Source organism: Streptomyces sp. B21-105, assembly GCF_036898465.1.
Classification (GTDB): domain Bacteria; phylum Actinomycetota; class Actinomycetes; order Streptomycetales; family Streptomycetaceae; genus Streptomyces.
The window spans coordinates 687,520-711,247 of sequence record NZ_JARUMJ010000001.1 but is presented as its reverse complement, the minus strand read 5'-3'; the positions used below and the strand labels follow the sequence as shown (position 1 = coordinate 711,247).

The following is a 23,728-nucleotide window of genomic DNA, read 5'->3' as shown; positions in this document are numbered from 1 at the left end:
CGCAGTTCACGGATGACGTCCGCGGTCGTCACGGCGCCGGTGGCGGCGGCCGGCCGCGGCCGGTGTGCCGGACGGGACGGGGCCGCGGGCGGGCCGGCCGGAGCGGCGGGCTCCTCCGGCGCCCAGGGCAGGAAGGCGATCGGGTCACCGTCGAAGGTGAGGGTCTCGGGGTCGGCGAGCGTCGGGTCAGCGGGCATGGGCGCTGGCTCCTCCAACGGAACGGGAACAGGAACAGACGGGGAGGACGGGACGGGTGGGACGGGCGGAACAGGCGAGGCCGGTGGTACGGCCCGGACGTCGGGCGGGACGGGCAGCGACGAGCCGCCCGCCGTACCGGATCCGGCGTCCCCGGACCCCCGGTGGCCCCGAAGGGCATTGCGGACCCCGCGGACCGGACGGCCCCGGTGGCCCCGACGGAAGTGGCGGGTGTGGCGGGCGTGGCGGACGCGGCGTCCGAGGGCACGGCAGAAGCGGCGGACTCGGCTGCCCCCACGGAACGGACGGCTCCAGTGGCCCCGATGGGACCTGCGGGCGCAGCGGCCCCGGCGGACGCGGCGGACCCCGAAGGCCTGGCTGATCCCGAGGGCCTGCCGGACCCGGCGGCCCTGGCGGTCCCGGCGGGCGCGGCGGATCGTGCGGACCCGGCAGGTACGGCAGTTCCGGCCGGCCGGGCCGAGGGCGCGGCCGTGGCGGCCGGCGAGGCGGACCGTGCGGCGGGCACCGGTGCCGAGGCCGGAGCCGGATCCGGAGCCGGGGCCGTGGACCGGGCGGAGGGAGACGCGAGTTCGCGGGCCCCGCGGGCGACCCGTGCCGGGATCGGCTCGCCGCCGCCCACCCGGATCTGCCGCCGGGCCGGCGCCGCGGCCGGCTCCGGGGCGAGCAGCGCGGCCAGGTCGACCGGCAGACCGTGCCCGACCAGGCGGGCGACCAACTGGGCCGTGGAACGGGCGGCGGAACTGCCCCGCCGGTCCACGGGCACGGCCACGTGCGCCGCGTCGCCCAGGGTGTCGCGCACCCAGCGGGAGCAGGTCGCGCTGGGGCCGACCTCGATGAAGTAGCGGTACCCGGCGTCGTAGGCGGTGTGCACCAGACGCGGGAAGTCGATCGTGGACCGCAGCGTGTGCGCGATCCGCCGCGAGATCCGCCCGCGGTCGAGCCCGGGCAGCACCTGGTAGTCGTAGGCGCTGAACAGCTCCAGATCGCCGACGGAGCCGGTCGGGTAGTCGTTGAGGCCGGCCAGCCCGTCGAGTTCGGCGTCCACGACGGGGGCGTGCATGACGGCGTTGACCGGGGAGCGGGCCGCCGGGCAGCCCACGTCCTCGATGAGCGACCGGCATTGGGCGGGATCGCCGGCGATCACCAGTTCGCGGGGCGTGTTGACGTGGGTGAGGAACACCCTGTCGTAGCGGGCGAGCGCCGCGCGCACCGTCTCCGCGTCGGTCAGCAGCACATGGCTGCCCCACACGTCCTGGTCGGGGGTGTCCTCCGGCAGCCCCCACAGTTCGCGGACCGTGCGGCGCGCACCGCACAGCCGGTCGCGGAAGATCGGGGTGTCGCTGATGAGGTCGTCGCGACGGCCCTCGGACCGCCAGCCGCCGGTCGCGAACAGCATGCTGGACTCGCCCAGGCTGTAGCCGAACCCGCCGCGCACGGGGACGCCGAGGACGTCCCGGACGAGTTCGGTGTAGAGGATGGCGAAGCTGGTGCCGGTGGCGAGCATGAACGGGATGTCCTCGCCGAGCGCCGACTCGTGCTCCATCAGCTCGCGCCGTCCCCGGGCGGTCTGCGCGCGCGGGTACAGCAGGCGTTCCCGCAGCAGCCGGGCCGGTTCGTCGGAGCGCGCCTCGAACCGGTCGAGCAGCCCGGGGAAGGCCCGGAAGAAGTCCCGCCCGAGGCCGGGATAGGAGTTGAACGCGCCGGGGAAGACCAGCGCCACCTTCCCCGCCGGGCCGATCGGCGACCCGGTGGAGAACGAACCGGCCGGTGTGGCCCACTCCTCGCCACGGGCGTGTGCGGCCGGCAGGCCTCGCGCGGCCAGCTCCAACTGGCGGGCAAGCTCTGCGCCGTCTGCGCCCACGAGCACGGCGCGCAGCGCCCCGTCGGGCAGCGCGGCGGCGGCCGTCCGGGCGAGCGCGCCGGGGTCGGCGCCGTCGGCCAGCAGCCTGCGGTGCTCCTCGACGGCGTCCAGCAGCCCGTCCGCGGTGGCGGCGGACAGCGGCAGCAGGACCGGGCCGCCGGCCCGCCGCCAGTCCGCTGTCACCGTGCGGCCCCGGGTGGCGTCCGCGGACAGCACCAGATGGCCGTGCGCCCCGTCGGCGCCGATGACGGCGACCGCCGCGTACCGGCGGTCAGTGCCCCGGGCCCGCAGCCACGGCCGGGAGTACTCCGGAACGTAGAGGGCCGAAGCGGCGAAGGAACCGGCGAGTTCGTCCGCCGGCCGGCTCCAGCCGGGGGCGCCGGGCAGATAGCCGTGGTGCAGGCACAGCACGGCGCGGATCAGCCCGGCCATGGCGGCCGCGCACCCGGTGTCGCCGATCTGCGCCTTCGCGCTGCCCAGGGCCGTGCTGCCGGGCCCGGCCGGGTAGACGCGCGCCAGGGCGTCCAGTTCGGCCCGGTCCTGGACGGCGGTGCCGCCCGCGTGGGCCTCCAGATACCCCACGTCGGCCGCGCGGACGCCGGCCTCCGCGAGCGCGGCCTCGGCGGCCCCGGCCATCGGCTCCACGGCGGCCTCGGGCACGACGCCGTCCACCGGCAGGGCGTGCCGCAGGGCGAGACCGTCCAGCCGGGCGTAGACCCGGCCGCCGGCCCCGGTGGCGTCGCGCCGGCCGGCCGACGCGTCGGCGCCCCCGGGGCGGGTGACCAGCACGGCGCCCGCGCCGTCGCCGGCCCGCCGCACCGGGCCGCCCGCACCGAAGGACAGCCCGGCCCCCGCGGCCGCTCCGGCGGCGGTCCCGGCGTGCAACAGGGCCTGCTCCGCCGAGCCGGCCAGATCGACCGCGCCGACCAGGACGGCCTCGATGCCCGGGTCGAGCAGCAGCAGCCGGGCGATCTCCAGCGCTTCCACGGTGCCCGCGGCGTGGGCGGAGACGGTGAAGGACGGGCCGGTCAGGTTCCACAGCGAGGAGATCTTGCTGGCCATCACATTGCCGATGAAGCTGAGCACCTCGTTGGTGCCCACCGGGTCGGCCACCGCGTCCCGGGCCAGCGCGGCCAGCGCCGCCCGCTGCTCCTCGGTCGGGTGGAGTCCGGCCCGGTCGAACTCGCGGCGCAGGAAGTCGCCGAGGCCGTAGCGGGCGATCCGGGCGTGCGTGTAGGGCTCGATCTCCATGTTCACCACGACGGCGATCCGTCGCGGCGGCGGCGCCGACCGCCCCTCGGCTGGGGCGCGGCTGAACCCGGCGTCGCGCAGCGCCTCGTCGGCGACCTTCACCACCAGCGCCTGCTGGAGGTTGTACATCCGCAGGTCGGCCGGCGGGATCCGCAGATCCAACGGGTCGATGCCGACCCCGTCCACGAAGCCGCCCACCGGGAGCGGGTCCGGCCCCGCCCCGGCACGGTCCAGGGAGCCGCCGGGGGTCTGTTCCAGGCCGCGCCAGCGCCGCTCGGGCAGGTCGCGGAAGGCGTCGGCACCGTTGTGCAGGGACTGTTCGAAGGCCTCCAGCGACTCCAGGGGACCGAAGTGGGCGCCGAGCCCGATGACGTCGAGGGCGGCCGGTACGCAGGCCTGCGGGCCGTCCGCCGCTTCGGGCCGCTTGGCCGCCTCGGGCGGTTCCGTGGCTTCGGGTCGTTCCGTCGCCTCGGGTCGTTCCGGGGGCGTGGACAGCACGGCGTGCGCGTTGGCGCCGCCGAAGCCGAAGGCGGACACCCCCGCCCGGCGCGGCCCCTCCCCTCGCGGCCACGCCCGTCCCGTCCGCACCAGGGTGTCGGAGCCGACCCGGCCGTCCTTGGAGGTGACCGGCTGCTCCACGCCGATGGTGGGCGGGATGTGACCCTCGGCCATGGCGAGGATCACCTTGAGCAGGCCGGCCAGTCCCGCTGCGGTGAGCAGATGCCCGACGTTGCCCTTGACCGAACCGATCAGGGGCACCCGTCCGCGACCGCCGAAGTAGGCGCTCACCGACTCGGCCTCGGTGCTGTCCCCGATCGGGGTCCCGGTCGCGTGGCACTCCAGGTAGTCGATCCCGGCCGGGTCCAACCCCGCCTCGGCGTAGGCGAGTTCGTAGGCCTGGAGCTGACCGGCTGCCTGCGGTACGAGCAGATGGCGTCCGCTGCCGTCGTTGGAGAGGCCCACGCCGTCCACCACGGCGTGGATCCGGTCGCCGTCGCGCACCGCGTCCGCCAGCCGCTTCACGGCGAGCATGCCCGCGCCCTGACTGGTGACGATGCCGCCGGAACGGGTGTCGAAGGGCTGGCTGAACCCGTCCTCCGGATAGGCGTGCAGATCCGAGAAGGACACGTGCAGCAGACGTGGGTCGGGGGCGCAGACACCGCCGGCGAGCACCAGGTCGACGCGCCCGGTGTCCAGGTGGTGGCAGGCCAGCTTCAGCGCGTACAGGGCGGAGGCGCAGGCGGCGTCCAGGGCGTAGCGGGGGCCGCCGAGCCCGAGTGCGGCCGCCGCGACGCCGGCGGGGGAGCCGCTGACGCGGGCGTTCTCCGCGAGCAGGCCGCCGCCGTCGACGAGCGGCCCAGGGCCCGGCAGACCGTCGAGCGCGGGCAGCCGGGCCGCGCGCAGGCCCGCCAGCACCGCCTCCTGGAAGAGCGGCACACTGCCCTCGGCCGAGACGGGGGTGGGCAGGGAGTAGTTGCCGAGGATCAGCCCGGTCCTGGCCAGCACGTCGGGCCGGTCCGCGTGGCCGGAGTCCCGCAGCGCCTGGCGGGCCACATGGAGCGACCAGTGGAACAGCCGGTCGAGCCGGGCCAGTCGGCCGGCGTCGAGGAGGTAGCCGGACGGGTCGAAGGCGAAGTCGTCGATGAAGCCGCCCTTGCGGCAGTAGACGGGGTGGCCGGGGTCGGCGTCGCGGTCGTCCGGCGCCGCGCCGAAGATCTCCTCGCCTCCTTCCCGGCGGCTGTCCACCCCGGCACGGAGGTTCCGCCAGAATCCGGCGGGCGAGTCGGCCCCCGGGAACAGGCAGGAGAGGCCGACGACGGCATAGGTGTTCATGGAAGCTGGGATCCCTTCTGAGGGGGCGGCCGGCCCGGACGGCTCCGGGGGTGCGGTCGGCGGAGCCGTGCGGACCGGCGGGCGCCTGCGTCTGTCGCTCCGGGACGGTCAGTCGTTGACGAACTTGGCCGCGAGCTGGGGAGCGGAGACCACCGAGACCCCGTCGAGACGGGCCAGGACCTGCCCGTCGGGGGTGCAGGCGGTGATGGTGAAGGAGGCCGTCGTGTCCCGGTCGGAGGAGGCGGGCTCCACGACGATCAGGAAGGGCTCGCCGTCGGGCAGCCGCCGGTGCAGCTCGGCGCCCTCCACCGAGAGCGGCAGTCCGGCCGCGTCCCGGAACAGGCTGCCCCACACCAGCCCGGCCTGCAGCAGCAGGTCGGCGGTGCCGGGGGCGAACCGGGAGCTGTCGAACGCGCCCGAGGCCGGGTGCAGTTCGGGCAGGGCGCACTCCAGGACCAGCCGGGAGCGGTCCTCGGCCAGCACCCGGCGCACGCCCCGCAGCGACGGTCCGTGGAAGAGGGTGCTGTCGTGGTAGAAGCCTGAGGCGTCCCGGCCGCCGCCCGGTGCGGGCAGCCCGGCGACTTCGGCCGCCGCGGGCGCCGCGCCCGGGACGACCAGCGCGCCGTAGCGGGGCCGCACGGTGCCGTCCGGCTCGATGCCGCGGATGTCGATCCGCACGGCGTCCCCGGCCGGGGTCATGGTCAGCTGCCAGCGCTCCGGCCGGCCGGCGTCGAACACGATGCCCTTGTAGACGGTGAAGTCCCGCACCACGGCGGCCGTCGTGCCGAAGGCGCGCTCCACCGCGGCCAGTGCCCAGCCGAGCGGAATCGCCGCCGGCAGCACCGGAACCCCGCCGATCACATGGTCGGCGACCATGGGGTCGTGCTCCAGACCGGCCAGCGCGCGCTCCACGGTGACGGGCGCCGTCGGCAGCGCCGTCTCGCGCTCGGACAGCGGGGTGGTGGGGCCGAGCACGGTCACCAGGTCATGCGCACGCTCGGCGGTGAACTGCTCGGCGAACATCCGGGCGCCGGTCTGCGACGGGATCAGGACCAGACCGCGCTGCGCGAAGACGGCCTTCACCTCGGGCGAGACCATTCCGCTGTCCCAGGCGCCCCAGTTGAGCGAGGTGACCCGGGCCGCCGGGTGACGCCGCTTGAACGACGCGGCCCAGGCGTTGAGCACCTCGTTGGCCATCGCGTAGTCCGACTGGCCCCGGTTGCCGAAGAAGCCGGCCACCGAGGAGAAGAGCAGCACGTGCCGCAGGGCCGTCGCGGGCAGCGCCGCGGTGACCGCCCGCAGGCCGTCCAGCTTGGGCGCGAAGACCCGTTCGATCTCGGACGCCTTCTTGTTGCCGATCAGCTGGTCGGCGAGGACGCCCGCGCCGTGCACCAGACCGGTGATCCGCTCCCGGTACGGGGCGAGCGCGGCTGCGGTGGCGGTCGGATCGGTGATGTCCACGGCCAGGTACTCGGCCCGGCTGCCCGCCGCCCGGAGTTCCGCCAGCGTGGCACGGATCTCCCGGGCGCCGGTCACCGCCCGGTAGAGCTGCTCGACCCGCTTCGGGGTCGGCTTCTCGCCCCGGGCCGTCAACTCGCCGGCCGCGGCGGCCTTGAGACCCGCGTCGGCCACCCCGTCGGCCCAGGACGGCTCGTCGTCGAGCGGCGTCCGTCCGAGGAGCAGCAGCCCGGGCCGGTGCCGCCGGGCCAGCTCGGCCACGCAGGCGGCGGTGATGCCGCGTCCGCCACCGGTGACCACGAGCAGGTCCTGCTCGGTGAGCCCGGCCGCGGCCGGCCCCGCCGTGCGGTGCGCCGCGTCGTGCGCCGCGTCTCCCAGGGTGAGGGCGACCCGGCGGACCCCGTCACGGCCCACCTGGACCGGGGCGGGAGCCGCGTCGTAGGCCTCCTCCAGGACCAGCTCGGCGGCCTCGGCGGCGCTCAGCGAGGGGGACAGGTCCAGGGCCCGGCAGAAGAGCCCGGGCGCCTCCACCGCGAGCGTCTTGACCAGTCCGGCGACGCCGCCGGCGGGTGTGGCCTCCTCGGCCACCCCGTCGAGTCCGAAGGAGCCGTCGAGCCGCGTGACGGTGACGAACGCGGCACGCCCGCCGGTCGCCGCGGCCTCGCGCAGCGGGCCGACCAGATGGCGGGCGATCAGCAGGTGATGGGCCAGCCGGCGCACCCCCTCGGCCCAGCCGAGGCCTTCGGCGGCCCCGAAGCCGAGCACGAGATGGACCCTTTCCTTGCCCAACTGATCAATAGCGGAGGCCAGTTCGGTGGTTCCCCAGCCGCTGAGAGCGACGTCCGCGGCCCCGCTGACACGCTGTGCCACCCCCGGCAGCCGCAGCACGCGCACCTGCCAGCCGCTCTCGACGAGGCGGGCCGCCGAGGCCCGCGCCACCTCGCTGCCGTCGTCCACGACGAGCGCGGCCGCGCCCTGCGGATAGGCGTCGACGAGCTGGTCGGGGGACGGGAGTTCCACGAGGGCGGCCTGTCCGCGGCCGATCCCGGGGGGCACGGGCGCTCCGGACGTGTCGGGCGCGCCGGACGCGCCGGACACGCCGGACACGCCGGACACGCCGGACGCCGTCGGCGTCTGCTCCTGCTGCCCCCGGGGTTGCACCTGCGGCTCGGACGCGGGACCGGCGAGCCCCGTGACGAAGCCGACGATGTCCTTGAGCGTGCGCAGTTCGCCGAGCTGTTCGGGGCCGACGGGGGTGGGGCTGGGGAAGCGTTCCTGGAGGACGCCCATGATCTCGACGCGTTTGATGGAGTCGATGCCGAGGTCGGCCTCGACGTCCATGCTCAGGTCGAGCATGTCGGCCGGGTAGCCCGTCTTTGCGGCGACGACCTCGAGGAGGGCGTCGCACACGTCGTCGGCGGTGGCGGTCGAGGCCGTCGCCGCGACCTCCGTCCGTGCCGTGGGGGCGTCCGTGCCGCGCAGTTCCAGTACGAAGCCGACGATCTCGTTCAGCGTGCGCAGCTCGGCGAGCTGTTCGGGGCCGACGGGGGTGGGGCTGGGGAAGCGTTCCTGGAGGACGCCCATGATCTCGACGCGTTTGATGGAGTCGATGCCGAGGTCGGCCTCGACGTCCATGCCCAGGTCCAGCATGTCGGCCGGGTAGCCGGTCTTCTCCGCCACCACGCCGAGCAGGGCGGTGGCTACGTCCTCGGTGCTGACGGCCGCGGCGGGAGCCGGGCCGGCGACGGACGCGGGGACGCCGGCGGCTGCGGTGGCGGTGCGGGCGCGGGGGCGCACACTGCCCAGGCTCAGGACGAAGCCCACGATCTCACTGAGGGTGCGCAGTTCGCCGAGCTGTTCGGGGCCGACGGGGGTGGGGCTGGGGAAGCGTTCCTGGAGGACGCCCATGATCTCGACGCGCTTGATGGAGTCGATGCCCAAGTCCGCCTCCACGTCCATGCCGAGTTCGAGCATCTCCGCCGGGTAACCGGTCTTCTGCGCGACCACGTCGAGCAGCGCCGCCGCGATGTCGTCCTCGGACGGCCCCTCGTCGGACGGTCCCTGGTCGGACGGGCTCTGCGGCGGGGTGGGGACGGCCGCCGCCGGTGGCGGGGTCACCGCGACGGGGGCGGCCGGTGCGTCGGGGAGGACGGCGGGGAACGCCGGTGCCGCAGGGGCGGGCGCCGGAACAAGGGCGGCGGGCGTCGCCGCGAACGTCGCGGGCAGTTCCACGGCCGCCGTCACGGACGGGCCGGCCGCGACAGCGGGCGCCGCCGGGTTCGCCGGGTTCGCCGGAGGGGCGCTGCCCAGCTCCATGGCGGCCAGGTCGCGCAGGATCTCGTTGGCCCGGACGTGGGTGCGCCCGATCGCCAGCCCGTGTTCCTTGACGGAGGCCACGCCCGGGATCACCGCGTCGACGCGGCCCTGGCCGTCGGCCCGCTCCAGGAGCCCCATCATGCGCTGGGCGCTGTCGAGCTGTCCCTGGAGGTAGTCGTCGTGGAGGGCCAGATGATCCGCGATCAGCGAGGAGAGCCGGTCGTCGGCGGGAGCGGCCGCGGTGGCCGGGGCGGGGGAGGGGGAAGGGTGTTCCTGGTGCACGGGCTCGCTCTCCAGGTCGTCGGCGGGGACGGGCAGGGCGGCCGCCGGCGCCGTGCGTACGGCGACGGGCGACAGCGCGCCCCGGGTGTCGGCGGCGGCCGGTGCGGGCATCGGCGCTGAGGTCTGCCGCAGGGCCGGCACCGGCTGCGCGGCAAGGGGTACGGCGGCGGGTGCCGGGAGCGCACCGGCGAGCGGCCGCGGACCGTCCGGGCCGTCCGCTCCGCCCGGAGTCACCCGGTACCCGTTCTCGATAGCGTCGCGGTACGCCGCCTTCCGCGCCTCGGGCACATGGTTGATGCCGTTCAGCGGGACGGTCATCCCCTTGACGGGTTCGGCGCTCACCGGCTCGGCGACGTACCGGTCGGAGGTGGTCAACGGCAGGCCCAGCACAGCCAGTTGGGCAACGGCCCGCTTCAGCGTCAGATCCGCGTCCGCGCCGCTGCCGGGGTCGAGCTGCACCGCGAAGTGCTCGCGTCCGTCGAGGACGCGCCCGACCAGTCGGGTCAGCACGCCCTTCGGTCCGAACTCGACGAAGGTGCGGAACCCGGCCGCGTACATCTCCTCGACCCGGCCGGCGAACTCCACGGGCCTGCCGATCTGCTCGACCAGCGTGCGCCGGTTGGCGTCGACGTCCGGACCGTACGCGGCGCCCGGCGAGTTGGCGTACACCGGATGCCCGGGCTCACGGATCTCGACCTCGTCCACCCGGCGCCCGAAGGCCTCCACCGCGTGGGCGACGAACGGTGTGTGGAAGGCCGCCGACACCGGCAGCCGCAGCGACCGGACGCCCGCCGCGCCCGCCGCCTCGACGAACCGTTCCACCGCGTCGGTCGCGCCGCCGACCACGATCTGGTCCGGAGCGTTGCGGTTGCAGACGGTCAACTCCGGGTGCGCGGACAGCAGTTCGGCCACCCGCTCCTCGGGGGCGGTGACGGCGGCCATGGCGCCGGGGTCGAAGCCGGGGGGTGCGTCGGCGGGCGGCGCCATCGCCGCGCCGCGCGCCCGGGCCAGGGCGAAGAACGCGTCGTCGTCGAGGGCGCCGGCCGCCCACAGCGCGGCCAGTTCGCCGAAGCTGTGCCCGAGGAAACCCTCGGCCTCGAAGCCGAGTTCGGTGAGATACCGGTAGTGGCCGGCCGCCAGCGCGCCGATCGCGGGCTGGGCGTACTCGGTGCGGCGCAGTTCGCTCTCCTGGGCGGTGCGCGTCGCCTCGTCGAACGCGGGCGGCGGGAACGCCACCCGGGACAGCGGGCGTCCGTGCTCCCCGAAGGCCGCGTTGGCCTCGTCGAAGGCCGCCCGCAGCGGGGGCAGCGCCAGCACCGCCGTCAGGCCGGGCTCCACGTACTGGCTGCCCTGGCCGGCGAAGAGCGCGGCCACCTTGCCGGTGGGCGCGTCGGACGCGCGGAAGTAGACGCCCCGGGGATGCGACCAGGACTCGGCCGTGGGCCGGCCGCGCAGTTCGGCCAGGGCGAGCGCGCGCAGTTCGGTGAGCTCGGCGCCGGAACGGGCGACCAGCGCGAGCCTCGGGTGGCCCGCCGGTGCGGGGGCCGGGGCGGGCTCCGCACCCTCGTCGAGCGCCCGGATCAGCCCACCGATGTCAGGTGCATGCCATGCATAAACCCGGCTCACCGGGAACAGCACCCGCAGGTCGTCCCCGGTGCCGTGCTCCTCCATCACCACATGGAAGTTGGTGCCGCCGAACCCGAAGGCCGAGACGGCCGCCCGGCGTCGCGGGCGACGCGGGTCGCGGATCCACGGGCGGGTGCGGGAGCTGACGTAGAACGGGCTCTTCTCCCAGTCCACCGACGGGTTCGGCCGTTCCACGTTGATGGTGGGCGGCAGGAGCCGGTGGTGCAGGGAGAGCGCCAGCTTGATCATCCCGGCCGCGCCGGCGGCCGCCTTGGTGTGGCCGATCTGCGACTTCACGCTGCCGACCGCCGCGAACTGCCGGTCCTCGCCGTGCCCCGAGACCACCGCGCTCAGCGCGGACAGCTCGGTCGCCTCGCCGACGGCCGTTCCGGTGCCGTGCGCCTCGAACAGCTCGATCGAGTCCGGGGACACGTCGGCGTCCTCGTAGGCCCGGCGCAACGCGGCCATCTGGCCTTCCTTGCGCGGGGCGTAGATCGACTTGAAGCGGCCGTCGCTGGAGGAGCCGATGCCGCGGACGACGGCGTAGATCCGGTTGCCGTCCCGCTCGGCGTCGGACAGCCGGCGCAGGGCCAGCATGCCGATGCCCTCGCCGATGAGGGTGCCGTCGGCGTTCTCGTCGAACGGGCGGATGCCGCCGGTCTTGGAGAAGGCGGGCGTCTTGCTGAAGCACAGGTACATGAAGATGGTGTTCTCGGCGTCGCAGCCGCCCACCAGCATCGTGTCCGAGCGGCGCTCCAGCAGGTCGCTGATGGCGCTCTTGACCGCGCCCAGCGAGCTCGCGCAGGCCGCGTCGACGGTCATGTTCGTGCCGCCCAGGTCCAGGCGGTTGGCGATCCGGCCGGCGACGACGTTGCCCAGCATGCCGGGGAAGGAGTTCTCCTCCCAGGGCGCGAAGGCCAGTTTGAACTTCTCCGCGATCTCCTCGGCGTCGCGCTCGGAGAGACCGCAGGAGCGCACGACCTCCTTGAGGACCGGGGTCTGGAGCCGGTTGGACAGCGGCTGGGTGAGCTGGTTGGCGCCGGTCACCCCGAGGATCACGCCGGTGCGCGAGGCGTCGTACCACTCCTGGTCGGCGCCCGCGTCCTTGAGCGCGTCACGCGCCACGACCAGGCTCAGCAACTGCAGGACGTCGGTGACTTCGAGGGTGTTGGGCGGCAGCCCGAACTCGAGCGGGTTGAAGTCCACGGTGGGGATGAAGCCACCGCGCCGGGAGTACGTCTTGTCGGGGACGGTGGGATCGGGGTCGTAGTGCTCCGACACGTCCCAGTGGGACGCCGGGACGTCCTCGATGCAGTCGGCGGCAGAGACCACGTTCGCCCAGAACTCGTGCAGGTCACGGGACTTGGGGTACAGAGCGGACAGGCCGACGATCGCGATGGGATCCCGGGCGAGTCGGCGGTCGAGGTCAGAAGGGTGCGAAGCGTTCACGGCGAGGCTCTCTCGGTCGGACGGCAGGGCCGTTACAGCCCGGGCCGGTTCGGGGCCCTGGGGGTGACACGCGTAAGGGGGGATCAGACGGTGTGCAGAAGCGGGGCGAGCACCTCGAGCGAGTCGGTGCGGCCGAGCATCGTGTAGTGGTCGCCGGGCGAGCTGTGCAGCGTCAGGCCGTGCGGGGCGAGCGGCTGCCAGCCGAGGTGCGGGTCGTCCGGGATCAGGCTCCGCTCCGCCTTGACCAGCACGAGGGGGAGCGGTGCGGGGACGGCACGGTGCGGGGTCACCAGCCGGTGGTTGCGCAACAGCCCGTCCACGTACGTGTCGTAGAGCTTGCGCAGACCCGGCAGCGGGGTGCCCGGGAGCAGCGCCCCGGCGGCGACAGCCGTGTCGAGGACGACGGGCAGTCCGTCGTCGACTCCGCAGCCGGCGAGCCGGCCGGGGGTCAGGTCGACGGGGCGGCCCCGCTTCGCGCCGAGGTACATGGTGAACCAGCCCAGGAGCAGGTCCGGTTCGAGCGAGTCGTCGGGCTGCTTGTACGCGTCGGTCGGCGCGATGCTGTCGAGCAGCACCAGCCGTTCGGGACGACGGCCGGCGGGCATGGCGTGGACCATCGCGAGGGCCAGCGTGCCGCCGAACGACCAGCCGGCCAGGGAGTACGGCCCGTCGGCCGGTTCCAGCGCGGCCAGCAGCCGGTCGGCCAGCGCCTCCACGGTGGTCGCCGCGCGGCCCCCGGTCAGCGCCGCCTCCGCGTAGGCGGGGACGGCGCTCAGGTCCAGCACGGTCAGCCCGTCGCCCTCCGGGAGCGCGTCGGCGAGACCCTGGTAGACCCGGGCGGACAGCGCGCCGGGATGGACGACGTACACGGTGCGCCGGCCGGGCGCCGCGGTCCGCAGCAGGAGGGCGACCGGCGGCCGTGCGTCACGCGGCGGCCGCACGCTGCGCGCTCTCCTCGGCCAGGTACGCCGCCAGGTCCTTGACCGTGGGGTGGTACCAGAGGGTCGTCGTGCTCAGCTCGAAACCGAGCCAGTTCTCCAACTCGCCCGCCAGGATGAGGGCTTCGGTGGAGTCGAGGTCGAGCTCGTCGAAGTAGACCTCGCGCGAGACCTCGGTGGCCGCCACGCCGAGGCGGTGGGCGATCTTCTCGATCAGCCAGTTCTCGGCTTCCGTTGCGGTGACTGCGGGCATGTTGCGACGTCCTTCCTTTTTGGGCGCACCTTTGTCCGGGGAGTTGCCGGAGGGCGCGTGAATGCGGGTGCGTACGGCGGATCGCGTACGCGGTCGGCGCACGGATCAGGGGCCGTGGCAGACGCCGGGCGGCATGCCGAGGGCGTCTCACGGCGCGCCCGCCAGGGACGTCCGGGTATCCCCCCGGGTGACGGGCGCGAGAGCCGTGAAAGAGGGCCGGAAGTCCGGACCAGCGTGAATACGTGGGGGGTGTGAGCTATGGGCAACTTTCTGGTGATCGCCGTGGGGGCAGCGAATAAAACCGGTCAGTGATCTTTCGGTCGTTCATCGGTGCTCGATGGTGCAGACCTGCTGGATCGCAGGTGCGGGGGGTGACTTCGGAGTGGCCGCCCGAAGCACGCAGGCCAAGTCTTGCCAGTTTTCGGAATTTTCAACAACCGGTCTTCCGAAGAGTGGAAAGAAATCGAGGTATACGTGCGTAGACCTCGAGGACACCTTGCGGCGGTAATAGGTGAACCGCCGGTGAAGCCGGTCGACTCGGCCGCATTACGGCTGATGTCCCACTTTTGCCTCGCGGCGGAACGAGCCCGGTGTCATATTCACGCGGCGGGCGAAGAACTTGCCGAAGTTGGTCACTTCGGAGAATCCGAGTTGCCGGGCGATGGCGCTGATCGGCAGGTCGGAGTGGGCGAGCAGCCGGCGCGCCTCCAGCGCGACCCGGGCGTCGATCAGGTCCTTCGTGGAGCTTCCGGCCACCGCACGGCAGGCCCGGGCCAGCGCGCGCGTGCTGCAGTTGAGGGCGGCGGCGTAGTCCTCGACCAGCCGGCTGGAGCGGAAGGAGTGGTCCAGCTCGCGGCGGAAGCGCAGGAAGAGGTCCCCGTTGTCGCCGCTGACCGCGGCGGTGCCGCAGCGGTGCTGGCGGCACATCTGGTCGATGTGCAGCAGGACCACGGCCAGCAGGTGCTTCAGCAGTTCCTCGCCGAGTCCCTGGTCGGGCCGCTCGAACTCCTCCTTCAGCACATGGAGAACGCGCTCGAACGCCCTGAGCTCGACGTCGGGCAGCTGCCACTGCGAGGGGCGCAGCACATCGTCCAGCATCCCCATGTGGGCGCCCAGTTGGAGCGGGAACGACTCGGTGAACATGACGATGTCGCCGTCCATGCCCGGCTCGGGGAAGAACTGGATCACCTGGTTGGGGCGGATCCACACCAGCGTGCCGGGCCGGCACTCGTGGCTGGTGGAGTCGGCCGAGTAGACGCCCGCGCCCTGCGTGACCAGCACGAGCTGGTGGAACTCGAGCCGGTGGGGGGCCGCCAGGAAGCTGGTGGGGGCGTATGTCAACAGCTCCCGCACAGTCGCCATCGCGATGCCGAGACCAGGTCTGGCGACGCATCTGTAGCGGATGACGGGGATAGGTAACGAAGCGAAATCGACCATGAGCGTTCCGGAATCGACCTTTCAAGCGGCCACTTGAGGGTTCAATGATAGATCCGGTCGCCCGATGCCCGATCACTACTCCTGGTGCATGCATGTGCACGCACAAGTGCGCGCACGTGTCAGTACGCACCCTCGACCTGAAGGTGAAGGGACTCTGAACGGGATGACCACTCCCCACTCCGCCGCTCCGGAGCGCTCAGTCGTCGACCGGACGCTCAGCATCCTCGGTGCCTTCGACCGGGACAACAGAACCCTGACGCTCAGCGACATCAGCCGACGCTCCGGGCTGCCCGTGGCCACCGTGCACCGCATCGTCAACAAACTCCACGGCTGGGGCGCCCTCGAGCGGTGCGTCGACGGCATGTACACCATCGGTCTTCGGCTGTGGGAGACGGCCGTGCTGGCGCCGCGCTCCTGCACGATGGCCGAGGTGGCGCAGCCGCATCTCGTTGCGCTGCACAACCGGACCTCTGCCGCGGCGACTGTCGCCATCCGCGACGGCCGGGAGAGCGTCTGCCTTTCCTTCGTCTCCGACGACGCGGACCTGATCGCCGTCTACGGAGACCAGGGCCGTCGCGTCCCGCTGCACGCCACCGCGCTCGGCCTGGTCCTCCTCGCCCACGCCGGCGCCGCCGTGGAGAAGGAGGTGTGTTCCGGGCCGCTGCGCGCCTTCACCCCCGTCACCATCACCGACGGCGCCCGCCTCAATCGCTGTCTCGCCAAGGTCCGGCGCGAGGGCTACGCCGCCGCGCACGGCACCCTGGCCGAAGGACGGGGTGCGTTCGCGGTCCCGGTGCGCGACAGCCGCGGCATGGTCGTGGCCGCCGTGGGCGTCGTCGGGCCCGCCGAAGTGATTCAGCCGGCGCGGGTCGCGCCCCATGTGCGGGCCGCCGCCGTGATGATCCAACGATGTGTGCGCGGCGAGGGCCTGCGCGTCGCGGAGGTCGGCGCGTGAGCTGAACAAGGGGCCGGACGGCGACGCGGGGCAGACCCCGGCCGCTGTTCCGGGCGATCGGGGCGCCGTCGGGCGGTAGGGGAGAATCTCCCGGCCGGCGCCTCGCTTCCCACCGGACGGGCGCGTACCCCGCTGCCCGTCGAAGGGGCACGTATCCCGCTGCCCGTCGCCCACGGAACAGGCGCTTGCGGTGACTCCCGCGTCGGGGCGGGCGCCCCATGAACCCGCGTCGGGGCCGGCGCCCATGAACCCGCGTCCCCCACCCGGGACGCTGCCGGCGTCCCCGCCGCCGACCCCGGCGGGGGCGCCGGTCACTGCGGCCCCTGCCCGCCCCGCGCGAGCCCGCGCACGTTCCCGGCCGTCCGGTCGGGCGCCGCCCGGGGGGATTGAGCCCCGCCTCCCCGGGTACGCGAGCCGGACCGCTGCTACCTGGGGAGACGACATGGAGACGCCCGCACACGACCGCACCGACAACCCGGCGGCACTGGCGCTGGACGCGCTGGCCCGGGACACCGAGGACGCCTCGGCGCTGGACACACTCGCGCACAGCGACGTGCTCGTGCCGGTGCCCGACGACGCCGTCGACGAGGACATCACCAACCCGGCCACCGTCGCACTGCCCGTTCTCGAACAGCCCGGGGGAGCGCCCGTGGTGCCGGTGTTCACCTCCGAGCCGGAGATGGCCGGCCTGCTGCCCGAGGTCGACCGCTACCGGCTGGTGCCGCTCGGCGCGCTCGCCGCGCAGTGGCCGACCGGCGAGCTGTCCCTGTCCATCGACGCGGCCGGCGACCACCCGCTGACGCTCACGTCCGAAGGAGTGCGCACCCTGCTCGTCCGCTGAGCGGCACGGGCCGGGGCGCCGACAAGGGCGCCGGCCCTGCCTAGGATCCGGTCAGCATCCGCTCCAGCACCGCCCGCTGCAGGGGCAGGACCTCGGTGTGCAGGTCGCGGCCCTTGCGGGTCAGGGCGACCCACACCCCGCGCCGGTCCTCGGCGCAGATCGAGCGTTCCACCAGGCCTTCCTTCTCCAGGCGGCCGATGAGACGGGACAGCGCGCTCTGACTGAGGTGCACCCGTCCGACGAGATTCTGCACCCGGCACTGATCGCCCGCCCGGGGAGCCTGGGAGGCGAGGATGTCGAGCACCTCGAAGTCGCTTGCTCCCAGGCCGTGCGGATGCAGCGCGCGGTCGATCTCGCACATCGTGCGGGCGTGCACCGACAGGATGTCCCGCCACCGCTCCTCGAGGCCTGTACCGGCCGTTTTCGCTGCCGTCCCTGATCTCGCGCGGGTATCCCCGGCTTCAACCGGGAAGGGAGACGCACCCTGATTTTCTACGCCGTGTAGCGACGTGGCACTCTGCGTATCCGCTTCGGCAGCGGTCAGGGCTTGGCCGTCATGAGGGCTTTCGAACCCACGCGAGAAGCCGCCTCGTTCACGAGGGGGAGGAGTCACACCCACATCGTAACGCCGTCCGGGCCATTTGTTGACGATGCAATTAGTGCGAGTGCATACGGTGGTGGGAGGTCCGTCCTCAGGCGGGGTCCTGGAGGAGCCCCACCAGGTTCCCGTCCGTGTCCTTCACGGAGGCGATGAGCCGGCCGTTGCCGACGTCCTGGACGTCCTGGAGCACCTCGGCGCCCGCCGCCAGCAGCGCCGCGAGACGGTCCCGGATGTCGGTGACGTGCCAGTAGGGGACCGGCCCGGTCAGCCCTTGGGCGTGGCCGTTCGGGTTCAGTCCGACGTCCTGGCCGGCCGCCTTGTAGCCGACGTAGTACGGCTGGTCGGCATACGGCTCGACCCCCAGCAGCGCGGTGAACAGGGCCTTCGCCCGCTCGACGTCCTTGACGGGGTAGATGATCGTCTGCAGTCCGGCGGCCATGAGGCTCTCCTCGGTGAAGTGATGCGGATGCGGTACCCGGGAACACCTCCGTGTTCTCGTGGTTCCCACGCTAGGACGAGAACGCGCCGCACCGCTTCTCCGATCCTGACCGCTCGCGGCTCCCGTCCGTTTCCCCGCCCCGCGGCCCCCTCCGGGCACCACCACCACCCACCCGCCGCCGACCCGGCCCGACCCCGGTCCGGGCCGCGCTCAGCCTGACCCGAGCCGGTTCCGCACCGGGCGGCCGGGCGGGCCACGGGGTCAGGTGGACTCGCGTCGGACCAGTTCCGTCGGCAGGATCACCGCCGAGGGGTCCTCGCCGCCGATCTGGGCGAGGAGCACCCGGACCATCTCGCTGCTGATCCGGTCCCAGGGCTGGCGGATGGTGGTGAGGGAGGGGCTGGCGGCGGTGGCCGCAGGGGAGTCGTCGAAGCCGCCGACCGCCACGTCCTGCGGCACCTGCCGCCCCGCCCGCTGCAGCACCGCCAGCACGCCCTGCGCCATCAGGTCGGACGCGACGAACACCGCGTCCAGCTCCGGCGCCTGGGCCAGCAGCAGCTCCGCGCCGGCCTCGCCGCTGGCCCGGCTGTAGTCGCCGGACACGACGAGCCGTTCGTCGTAGGGGACGCCCGCCTCGGCGAGCACCTCCCGGTATCCGGCGAGCCGCTCCACACCGCCCGGGGTGTCCAGCGGGCCGGTGACCACGCCGATGCGCCGACGGCCCCGCGCCAGCAGATGCCGCACCATGTCCCGGGCGCCGTCACGGTCGTCGGCGGCCACGTAGCTCACCTTCGCGCCGATCCCCATCGGCTTGCCGCAGGCGACCAGGGGCACCCCCGCCTCCCCCAGCTCGGTGGCGATCGGGTCCCCGAAGTGGCTGGAGACCAGCAGCACCCCGTCGACGTGCCCGGCGGTGATGTACCGCGTGATGCGCCGGCGCTCGTCCTCGGTGCCGGCCAGCATCAGCAGGAGGGGAACGTCGTGCGCGGCCAGCGCCTGGGTGCAGCCGCGCAGCAGGACGTTGAAGTTGGGGTCCTCGAAGAACCGCTCCTGGGGCTCCGTCAGCAGGAAGCCCACGGAGTCGGACCGGCCGGTGATCAGCGAGCGGGCGTGCCGGTTCACGACGTAACCCGTCCTGCGGATGGCGGCGTTGACCGCCTCCGCCGCCGCGGGGCTGACATAGTGGCCGCCGTTGAGCACCCGCGAGACGGTGCCCCGGGAGACCCCCGCCTCGCGCGCCACGTCGTGGATGGTCGGCGGTCTGCGCCGGCCCCCCGCACCATTGTTCATCGGGAACCTCCGTGGATACTCCGTCCTTCAGAAGGCGGAGAGGAAACGGACTCCTGCGGAGCAGGGCAAGATGCGGGGTTTCGCCTCCTGGGCGAAAGACCGCGCTCTGACCAGCGGGTTTGAGCTTCACCTGGCGTAACGCTAGTTTGTGAGAGTGACCACGACGCAGGTGAAGCGGGCGTTCAAGTGCCGCTTCTATCCCACGGACGAGCAGGCGGCAGAGCTGTCGCGCACGTTCGGCTGTGTCCGCAAGGTCTACAACATGGCCCTCGCCGCCCGCACACAGGCATGGACGCGGCAGGAGCGGGTGAACTACAACCAGACGTCGGCCATGCTGACGGCGTGGAAGAAGACCGAGGAACTGGCGTTCCTCAACGAGGTCTCTTCCGTGCCGCTCCAGCAATGCCTGCGCCATCTGCAAGCCGCGTTCACCCACTTCTTCGGCAAGCGGGCGAAGTACCCGCGCTTCAAGTCGAAGAAGAGGTCCCGCAAGTCCGCCGAGTACACCACCAGCGGTTTCCGCTTCCGCGACGGCGAACTGACGCTCGCCAAGATGCGTGAGCCGCTCGACGTCGTGTGGTCCCGGCCGCTCCCGCAGGGCGCCGAGCCGTCCACGGTGACCGTCTCCCAGGACGCAGCCGGGCGCTGGCACGTCTCGATGCTGTGCGACGACCCGACGCTCAAGCCGCTGCCCGTGAGCGATGCCGCCGTCGGCGTGGACGTCGGCCTCGATCACCTCCTGACGCTCTCCACCGGCGAGAAGGTCGCCAACCCCAGGCACGAGCGCAAGGACCGTTCCCGCCTCGCCCTGGCCCAGCGTCGTCTGGCGAAGAAGGCCAAGGGGTCGGCGAATCGCGCCGAGGCGGCGCGCAAGGTCGCCAGGATCCATGCCCGTATCGCCGACCGTCGCCGTGACGGGCTGCACAAGCTGACCACTCGACTCGTTCGTGAGAACCAAACGATCGTGATCGAGGACCTGACCGTGCGCAACATGGTCAAGAACCGGACCCTGGCCCGCGCCGTCAGCGACGCGGCGTGGTCGCAGTTCCGGAGCATGCTGGAGTACAAGGCCGCCTGGCACGGGCGGGAAGTGATCGCGGTGGACCGCTTCTTCCCCTCGTCCAGGCTGTGCTCCGCTTGCGGCGCCCTCCAGGAGAAGATGCCGCTGCACGTCCGCATGTGGACGTGCGACAGCTGTGGCACGACCCACGACCGGGACGTGAACGCGGCGAAGAACCTGCTGGCCGCCGGACGGGCGGTGTCGGCCTGTGGAGCCGGTGTAAGACCTCAACGGAGTACTCCGGGCGGGCAGTCGGCGATGAAACAGGAAGTCTCACGGCGCGAGCCGTAAGAACCTCCTCCCTTCAGGGAGGGGAGCGTCAAGGTCATGACTTTACGGCTCCGGACAGCAGATCAAGACTCCAGAACCGCTGGACGACCAGGAACAGCGCCACCAGCGGGATCACGGCCAGGAACGCGCCGGTGATCACCAGCGTGTACAGCGCGGGCTGGTTGGCCCCCTGCTCCAGCAGCGTGAACAGGCCGAGCGTGATCGGGAACCTCTCGTCGTCGCTGAGCATGATGTACGGCAGCAGGAAGTTGTTCCACACCGCCACGAACTGGAACAGGAACACCGTCACCAGCCCGGGGATCATCATCGGCAGCGCGATCCGGCTGAAGATCCGCCACTCGCTCGCGCCGTCCATCCGTCCGGCCTCCACCACGTCGCCGGGCACGGCCGCGGCCGCGTAGATGCGGGCGAGATAGACGCCGTAGGGCGACAGGATCTGCGGCAGCAGCACGGACCAGTACGAGTCCGTGAGGTCGGCCTGGGCCAGCAGCAGGTACTGCGGGACGGCCAGGATGACCGGCGGCATCAGCACACCCGCGAGCAGGATGTTGAAGATCGGCTCCCGGCCGCGGAAGCGGTACACGGCGAGGGCGTAGCCGCTGAACGCCGACACGCAGGTCGACAGCAGCGCGCCGATCCCCGCGTACAGCGCGGAGTTGCCCATCCACGTCCAGTACACGCCGTCGCGGTAGGAGTTGAGGTCCTTGAGGTTGTCCGTGAAACCCGTGCCCGGCAGGAAGGTGAACGTGGAGAACAGCTCACGGCCGGACTTGGTGGACGCGATGACCACCCAGGCGACCGGCAGCAGGCAGTACACGGCGCCCAGCAGCAGGGTGACCGTGGGGATCAGGGCGATCCGGCCGCGCAGCGGCGGACGCCCGCGCGCGGCGCCGGTCGCGCCGGCCGTGGAGGGGGCCTTGTGGACGGCGAGTGCACTCATGACGCCGCTTCCTGCCTGTTACGGCGGTTCGCGGCCCGCAGGAAGCCGAAGGACAGCACCAGCGTGGCCAGGGAGATGATCACGGCCTCGGCGGCCGCCTGGTAGACGTCACCCGTGCCGAACGCGTCCCGGTGCACCTTCATCAGCGGACTCCACGTCGTGGACACGGAGTTGGTGAGCGGTTTGAGGGTGGTCGGCTCGTTGAACACCTGGAGGGTGGCGATGATCGAGAAGAAGAAGGTCAGCACCAGCGAGGGCGCCACCATCGGGATCTTGATCCGCAGGGCGGTCTGCAGCGGGGTCGCACCGTCCAGCTTCGCCGCCTCGTGCACCTCGGCCGGGATGGCCCGCAACGAGGTGTAGATGACGATCATGTTGAAGCCGGTGCCGCCCCAGACCGCGATGTTCGACAGGGCGAGGTAGAGCGGACCGCCGTCCAGCAGGTCCGGCTGCGGCAGGCCCAGCTTCCCGAGAACGTAGTAGAAGGGGCTGACGTCCGGCAGGTACAGAAAGCCCCACAGCAGCGCCGCCACGACGCCGGGAATGGCGTACGGCAGGAAGATCGCGAGCCGGGTGAACGGGGCGAGCCGTGCCTTCTCGGAGTCGAGCATCAGCGCGAACAGCAGCGCCAGGCCCAGCATGACGGGGACGACGATGCAGCCGTACCCGAGGACGCGCAGCGCGCCGTGGACCAGCTCGCTGTCGGTGAGGGCGTCGGTGTAGTTCTCCAGGCCGGCCCAGACCTCCTTGCGGGCGCCCGCGCCCAGGCCGAGGCCCGAGACGCGCACCTTGTGGAAGCTGAGCCAGACCGCGTACCCGATGGGGAGCGCGAAGAACAGCGCGAAGAGGACGGCGGCGGGGACGAGGAACGCGTACGGGGCGCCCTTGACCCCGTACGACGTCCGGCGTGCGGTGGTCACTCGGAGACCCCGAAGCCCTGCTTCTTCATGTCGGCGACCGTGTCCGACTGCATCTTGTCCAGAGCGGCGGAGAAGTCCGACTTGTTCTTGGCGGCCGCGCCGAACGCGTCCTTGAAGCTCGTGTAGGCCACGTTCACGTTCGGGCCCCAGGCCGAGGGCGCCGTGGTCTTCGCGATCTTCGCGGCGGTGGTGTAGAAGTCCGCCTGGTTCGAGAAGTAGTCCGGCGGGGTGATGAAGGCGCCGCTGAGCTGGGCGGACGTGGAGGCCGGGTAGATGCCGCCCTCCTTGGCCAGCGCGTTGAGGGCGTCGCCGTCGGTGTTGAGCCAGGCGGCGAACTTCGCGGCGGCCGCCTTGTGCTCGGAGTCCGTCGTCACGGCCGTGGACGATCCGCCCCAGCTGCCGGTGACGTTCTCGCCGGCGGACCACTGGGGGAGCGGGGCCATCGCCCACTTGCCCTTGGTGTCGGGCGCGGCGGTGGTCAGCGTGCCCGGCGCCCACACGGCGGAGACCCAGGCGATCTGCTTGCCGGTGTTGAGCGCCTTGTTCCAGGCCGGGGTGTACATCGGCTGGTTGTCGACGGCGCCCTCCTTGACCAGGCCGCCCCAGAAGCCGGCGACCTTCTTGGTGGCCGCGTCGTCGATGCCGACCTTCCACTTGTCGCCGGAGGTGGTCCACCACTTGGCGCCGGCCTGCTGGGCGAGGCCCGCGAAGAGACCGGAGTCGTTGGCGGAGAACGTGGTGAGGTCGGTGTCCGGGGCCTTCTTCTTCAGCGCGCGGGCCGTCTCGGCGAACTGCTCCCAGGTCGTGGGGACCGTCAGGCCGTACTTCTTGAAGAGGTCGGCGCGGTAGTAGAACATCATCGGCCCGATGTCCTGCGGCACCGCGTAGACGGCGTCCGTGCCCAGGGTCGTCTGCTGCCAGACGCCGTCCGCGAACTTGCTCTTCGCGTCGCCGACGTCCTTGCCTATGTCCGCGAGGGCGTCATTGCTGACCAGCGTGGGCAGCGCCTGGTACTCGGCCTGGACCAGGTCGGGGGCCTTGCCGGCCTTGTGCGCGGTGAGGATCTTGGTGATCAGCGTGTCGCCGGACGCCTGCTTCTTCACCGTGACCGTGATCCGGTCCTTCTTGCCCTGGCCCTTGTTCCACAGGTCGACGACCTTGTCCATGCCGGGCGTCCACGTCCAGTACGTGAGCGAGACCGGACCGGACTCGGCGCCGCCGTCCTCGTCGGACGAGCCGCAGGCGGCGAGGGCGGTGCTGCCAAGAGCGACGGCAACAGCAGTTGCCACGAGGCGACGACGCTTCGTGATGGACATGGATTTCTCCCTGACCTGGGTTCTGGTGTCTGTGAGCGTTCACAGTAGAGAAACATCCCGGCCACTTGTCAATGGTTGTTGCTGTGCGGTTATGTTGGCCTCACACCGCTGATCGCGTGTGTGCACGTTCCCAAATGATCGAATTAAACGGGAGA

Annotated in this window: 14 protein-coding genes; 3 read left to right on the top strand and 11 right to left on the bottom strand. The window is 72.6% G+C overall.

Going from position 1 to position 23,728, the window contains the following annotated elements; translation table 11 throughout:
• Positions 1 to 28 precede the first annotated feature (28 nt).
• The 5 genes from QA802_RS02915 to QA802_RS02895 form a co-directional block, all read right to left on the bottom strand.
• Entirely contained in the window at positions 29 to 5,161 is a 5,133-nt protein-coding gene (locus QA802_RS02915; protein ID WP_334517866.1) for a beta-ketoacyl synthase N-terminal-like domain-containing protein, read from the bottom strand.
• 108 nt (positions 5,162 to 5,269) lie between these two features.
• Positions 5,270 to 12,292 carry an SDR family NAD(P)-dependent oxidoreductase gene (locus tag QA802_RS02910; RefSeq protein WP_334517864.1) on the bottom strand — a complete coding sequence of 2,341 codons (7,023 nt, stop codon included), beginning with the start codon at positions 12,290 to 12,292 and terminating at the stop codon, positions 5,270 to 5,272.
• Positions 12,293 to 12,375: 83 nt separating this feature from the next.
• The gene (locus QA802_RS02905; protein ID WP_334517862.1) at positions 12,376 to 13,233 is read right to left on the bottom strand and encodes a thioesterase domain-containing protein; all 858 of its coding nucleotides are present in this window, start codon (positions 13,231 to 13,233) and stop codon (positions 12,376 to 12,378) included.
• Positions 13,217 to 13,483, bottom strand: coding sequence for an acyl carrier protein (locus tag QA802_RS02900; RefSeq protein WP_319165330.1), 267 nt, complete (start codon positions 13,481 to 13,483; stop codon positions 13,217 to 13,219). Before QA802_RS02900 ends, QA802_RS02905 begins: the two co-directional genes overlap by 17 nt.
• A gap of 546 nt (positions 13,484 to 14,029) precedes the next feature.
• Complete coding sequence (locus QA802_RS02895) at positions 14,030 to 14,845, bottom strand: AraC family transcriptional regulator (RefSeq protein ID WP_334517861.1); 816 nt, start codon at positions 14,843 to 14,845, stop codon at positions 14,030 to 14,032.
• 238 nt (positions 14,846 to 15,083) lie between these two features.
• On the opposite strand from QA802_RS02895, the gene QA802_RS02890 reads away from it, so the two are divergent.
• Together QA802_RS02890 and QA802_RS02885 are read left to right on the top strand one after the other, a co-directional pair.
• The gene (locus QA802_RS02890; RefSeq protein WP_334517860.1) at positions 15,084 to 15,875 is read left to right on the top strand and encodes an IclR family transcriptional regulator; all 792 of its coding nucleotides are present in this window, start codon (positions 15,084 to 15,086) and stop codon (positions 15,873 to 15,875) included.
• A gap of 442 nt (positions 15,876 to 16,317) precedes the next feature.
• Positions 16,318 to 16,716 (top strand): SseB family protein, encoded by a 399-nt coding sequence (locus tag QA802_RS02885; protein ID WP_334517859.1) that lies wholly within the window; start codon positions 16,318 to 16,320, stop codon positions 16,714 to 16,716.
• Between the two features lie 40 nt (positions 16,717 to 16,756).
• Here the strand turns inward: QA802_RS02885 and QA802_RS02880 are convergent, their stop codons facing one another.
• From QA802_RS02880 to QA802_RS02870, 3 genes are all read right to left on the bottom strand, one after another.
• A complete protein-coding gene (locus tag QA802_RS02880) occupies positions 16,757 to 17,101 on the bottom strand; it encodes a MarR family winged helix-turn-helix transcriptional regulator (RefSeq protein ID WP_334534270.1) in 345 nt (114 codons plus the stop codon).
• Between the two features lie 307 nt (positions 17,102 to 17,408).
• Positions 17,409 to 17,756 (bottom strand): VOC family protein, encoded by a 348-nt coding sequence (locus tag QA802_RS02875; protein WP_319165337.1) that lies wholly within the window; start codon positions 17,754 to 17,756, stop codon positions 17,409 to 17,411.
• 261 nt (positions 17,757 to 18,017) lie between these two features.
• A complete protein-coding gene (locus tag QA802_RS02870) occupies positions 18,018 to 19,046 on the bottom strand; it encodes a LacI family DNA-binding transcriptional regulator (protein WP_334517858.1) in 1,029 nt (342 codons plus the stop codon).
• Between the two features lie 154 nt (positions 19,047 to 19,200).
• On the opposite strand from QA802_RS02870, the gene QA802_RS02865 reads away from it, so the two are divergent.
• The gene (locus QA802_RS02865; RefSeq protein ID WP_334517857.1) at positions 19,201 to 20,397 is read left to right on the top strand and encodes an RNA-guided endonuclease InsQ/TnpB family protein; all 1,197 of its coding nucleotides are present in this window, start codon (positions 19,201 to 19,203) and stop codon (positions 20,395 to 20,397) included.
• Between the two features lie 34 nt (positions 20,398 to 20,431).
• On the opposite strand, the gene QA802_RS02860 is transcribed toward QA802_RS02865, so the two are convergent.
• From QA802_RS02860 to QA802_RS02850, 3 genes are read right to left on the bottom strand one after another with little or no spacing between them, the layout of a single operon-like run.
• On the bottom strand, positions 20,432 to 21,337 hold the full coding sequence (locus tag QA802_RS02860) for a carbohydrate ABC transporter permease (RefSeq protein ID WP_319165339.1): 906 nt from the start codon (positions 21,335 to 21,337) through the stop codon (positions 20,432 to 20,434).
• A complete protein-coding gene (locus QA802_RS02855) occupies positions 21,334 to 22,257 on the bottom strand; it encodes a carbohydrate ABC transporter permease (RefSeq protein ID WP_319165340.1) in 924 nt (307 codons plus the stop codon). The genes QA802_RS02860 and QA802_RS02855 overlap by 4 nt, the downstream gene beginning before the upstream one ends.
• Entirely contained in the window at positions 22,254 to 23,573 is a 1,320-nt protein-coding gene (locus QA802_RS02850; protein ID WP_319165341.1) for an ABC transporter substrate-binding protein, read from the bottom strand. The genes QA802_RS02855 and QA802_RS02850 overlap by 4 nt, the downstream gene beginning before the upstream one ends.
• Positions 23,574 to 23,728 lie beyond the last annotated feature (155 nt).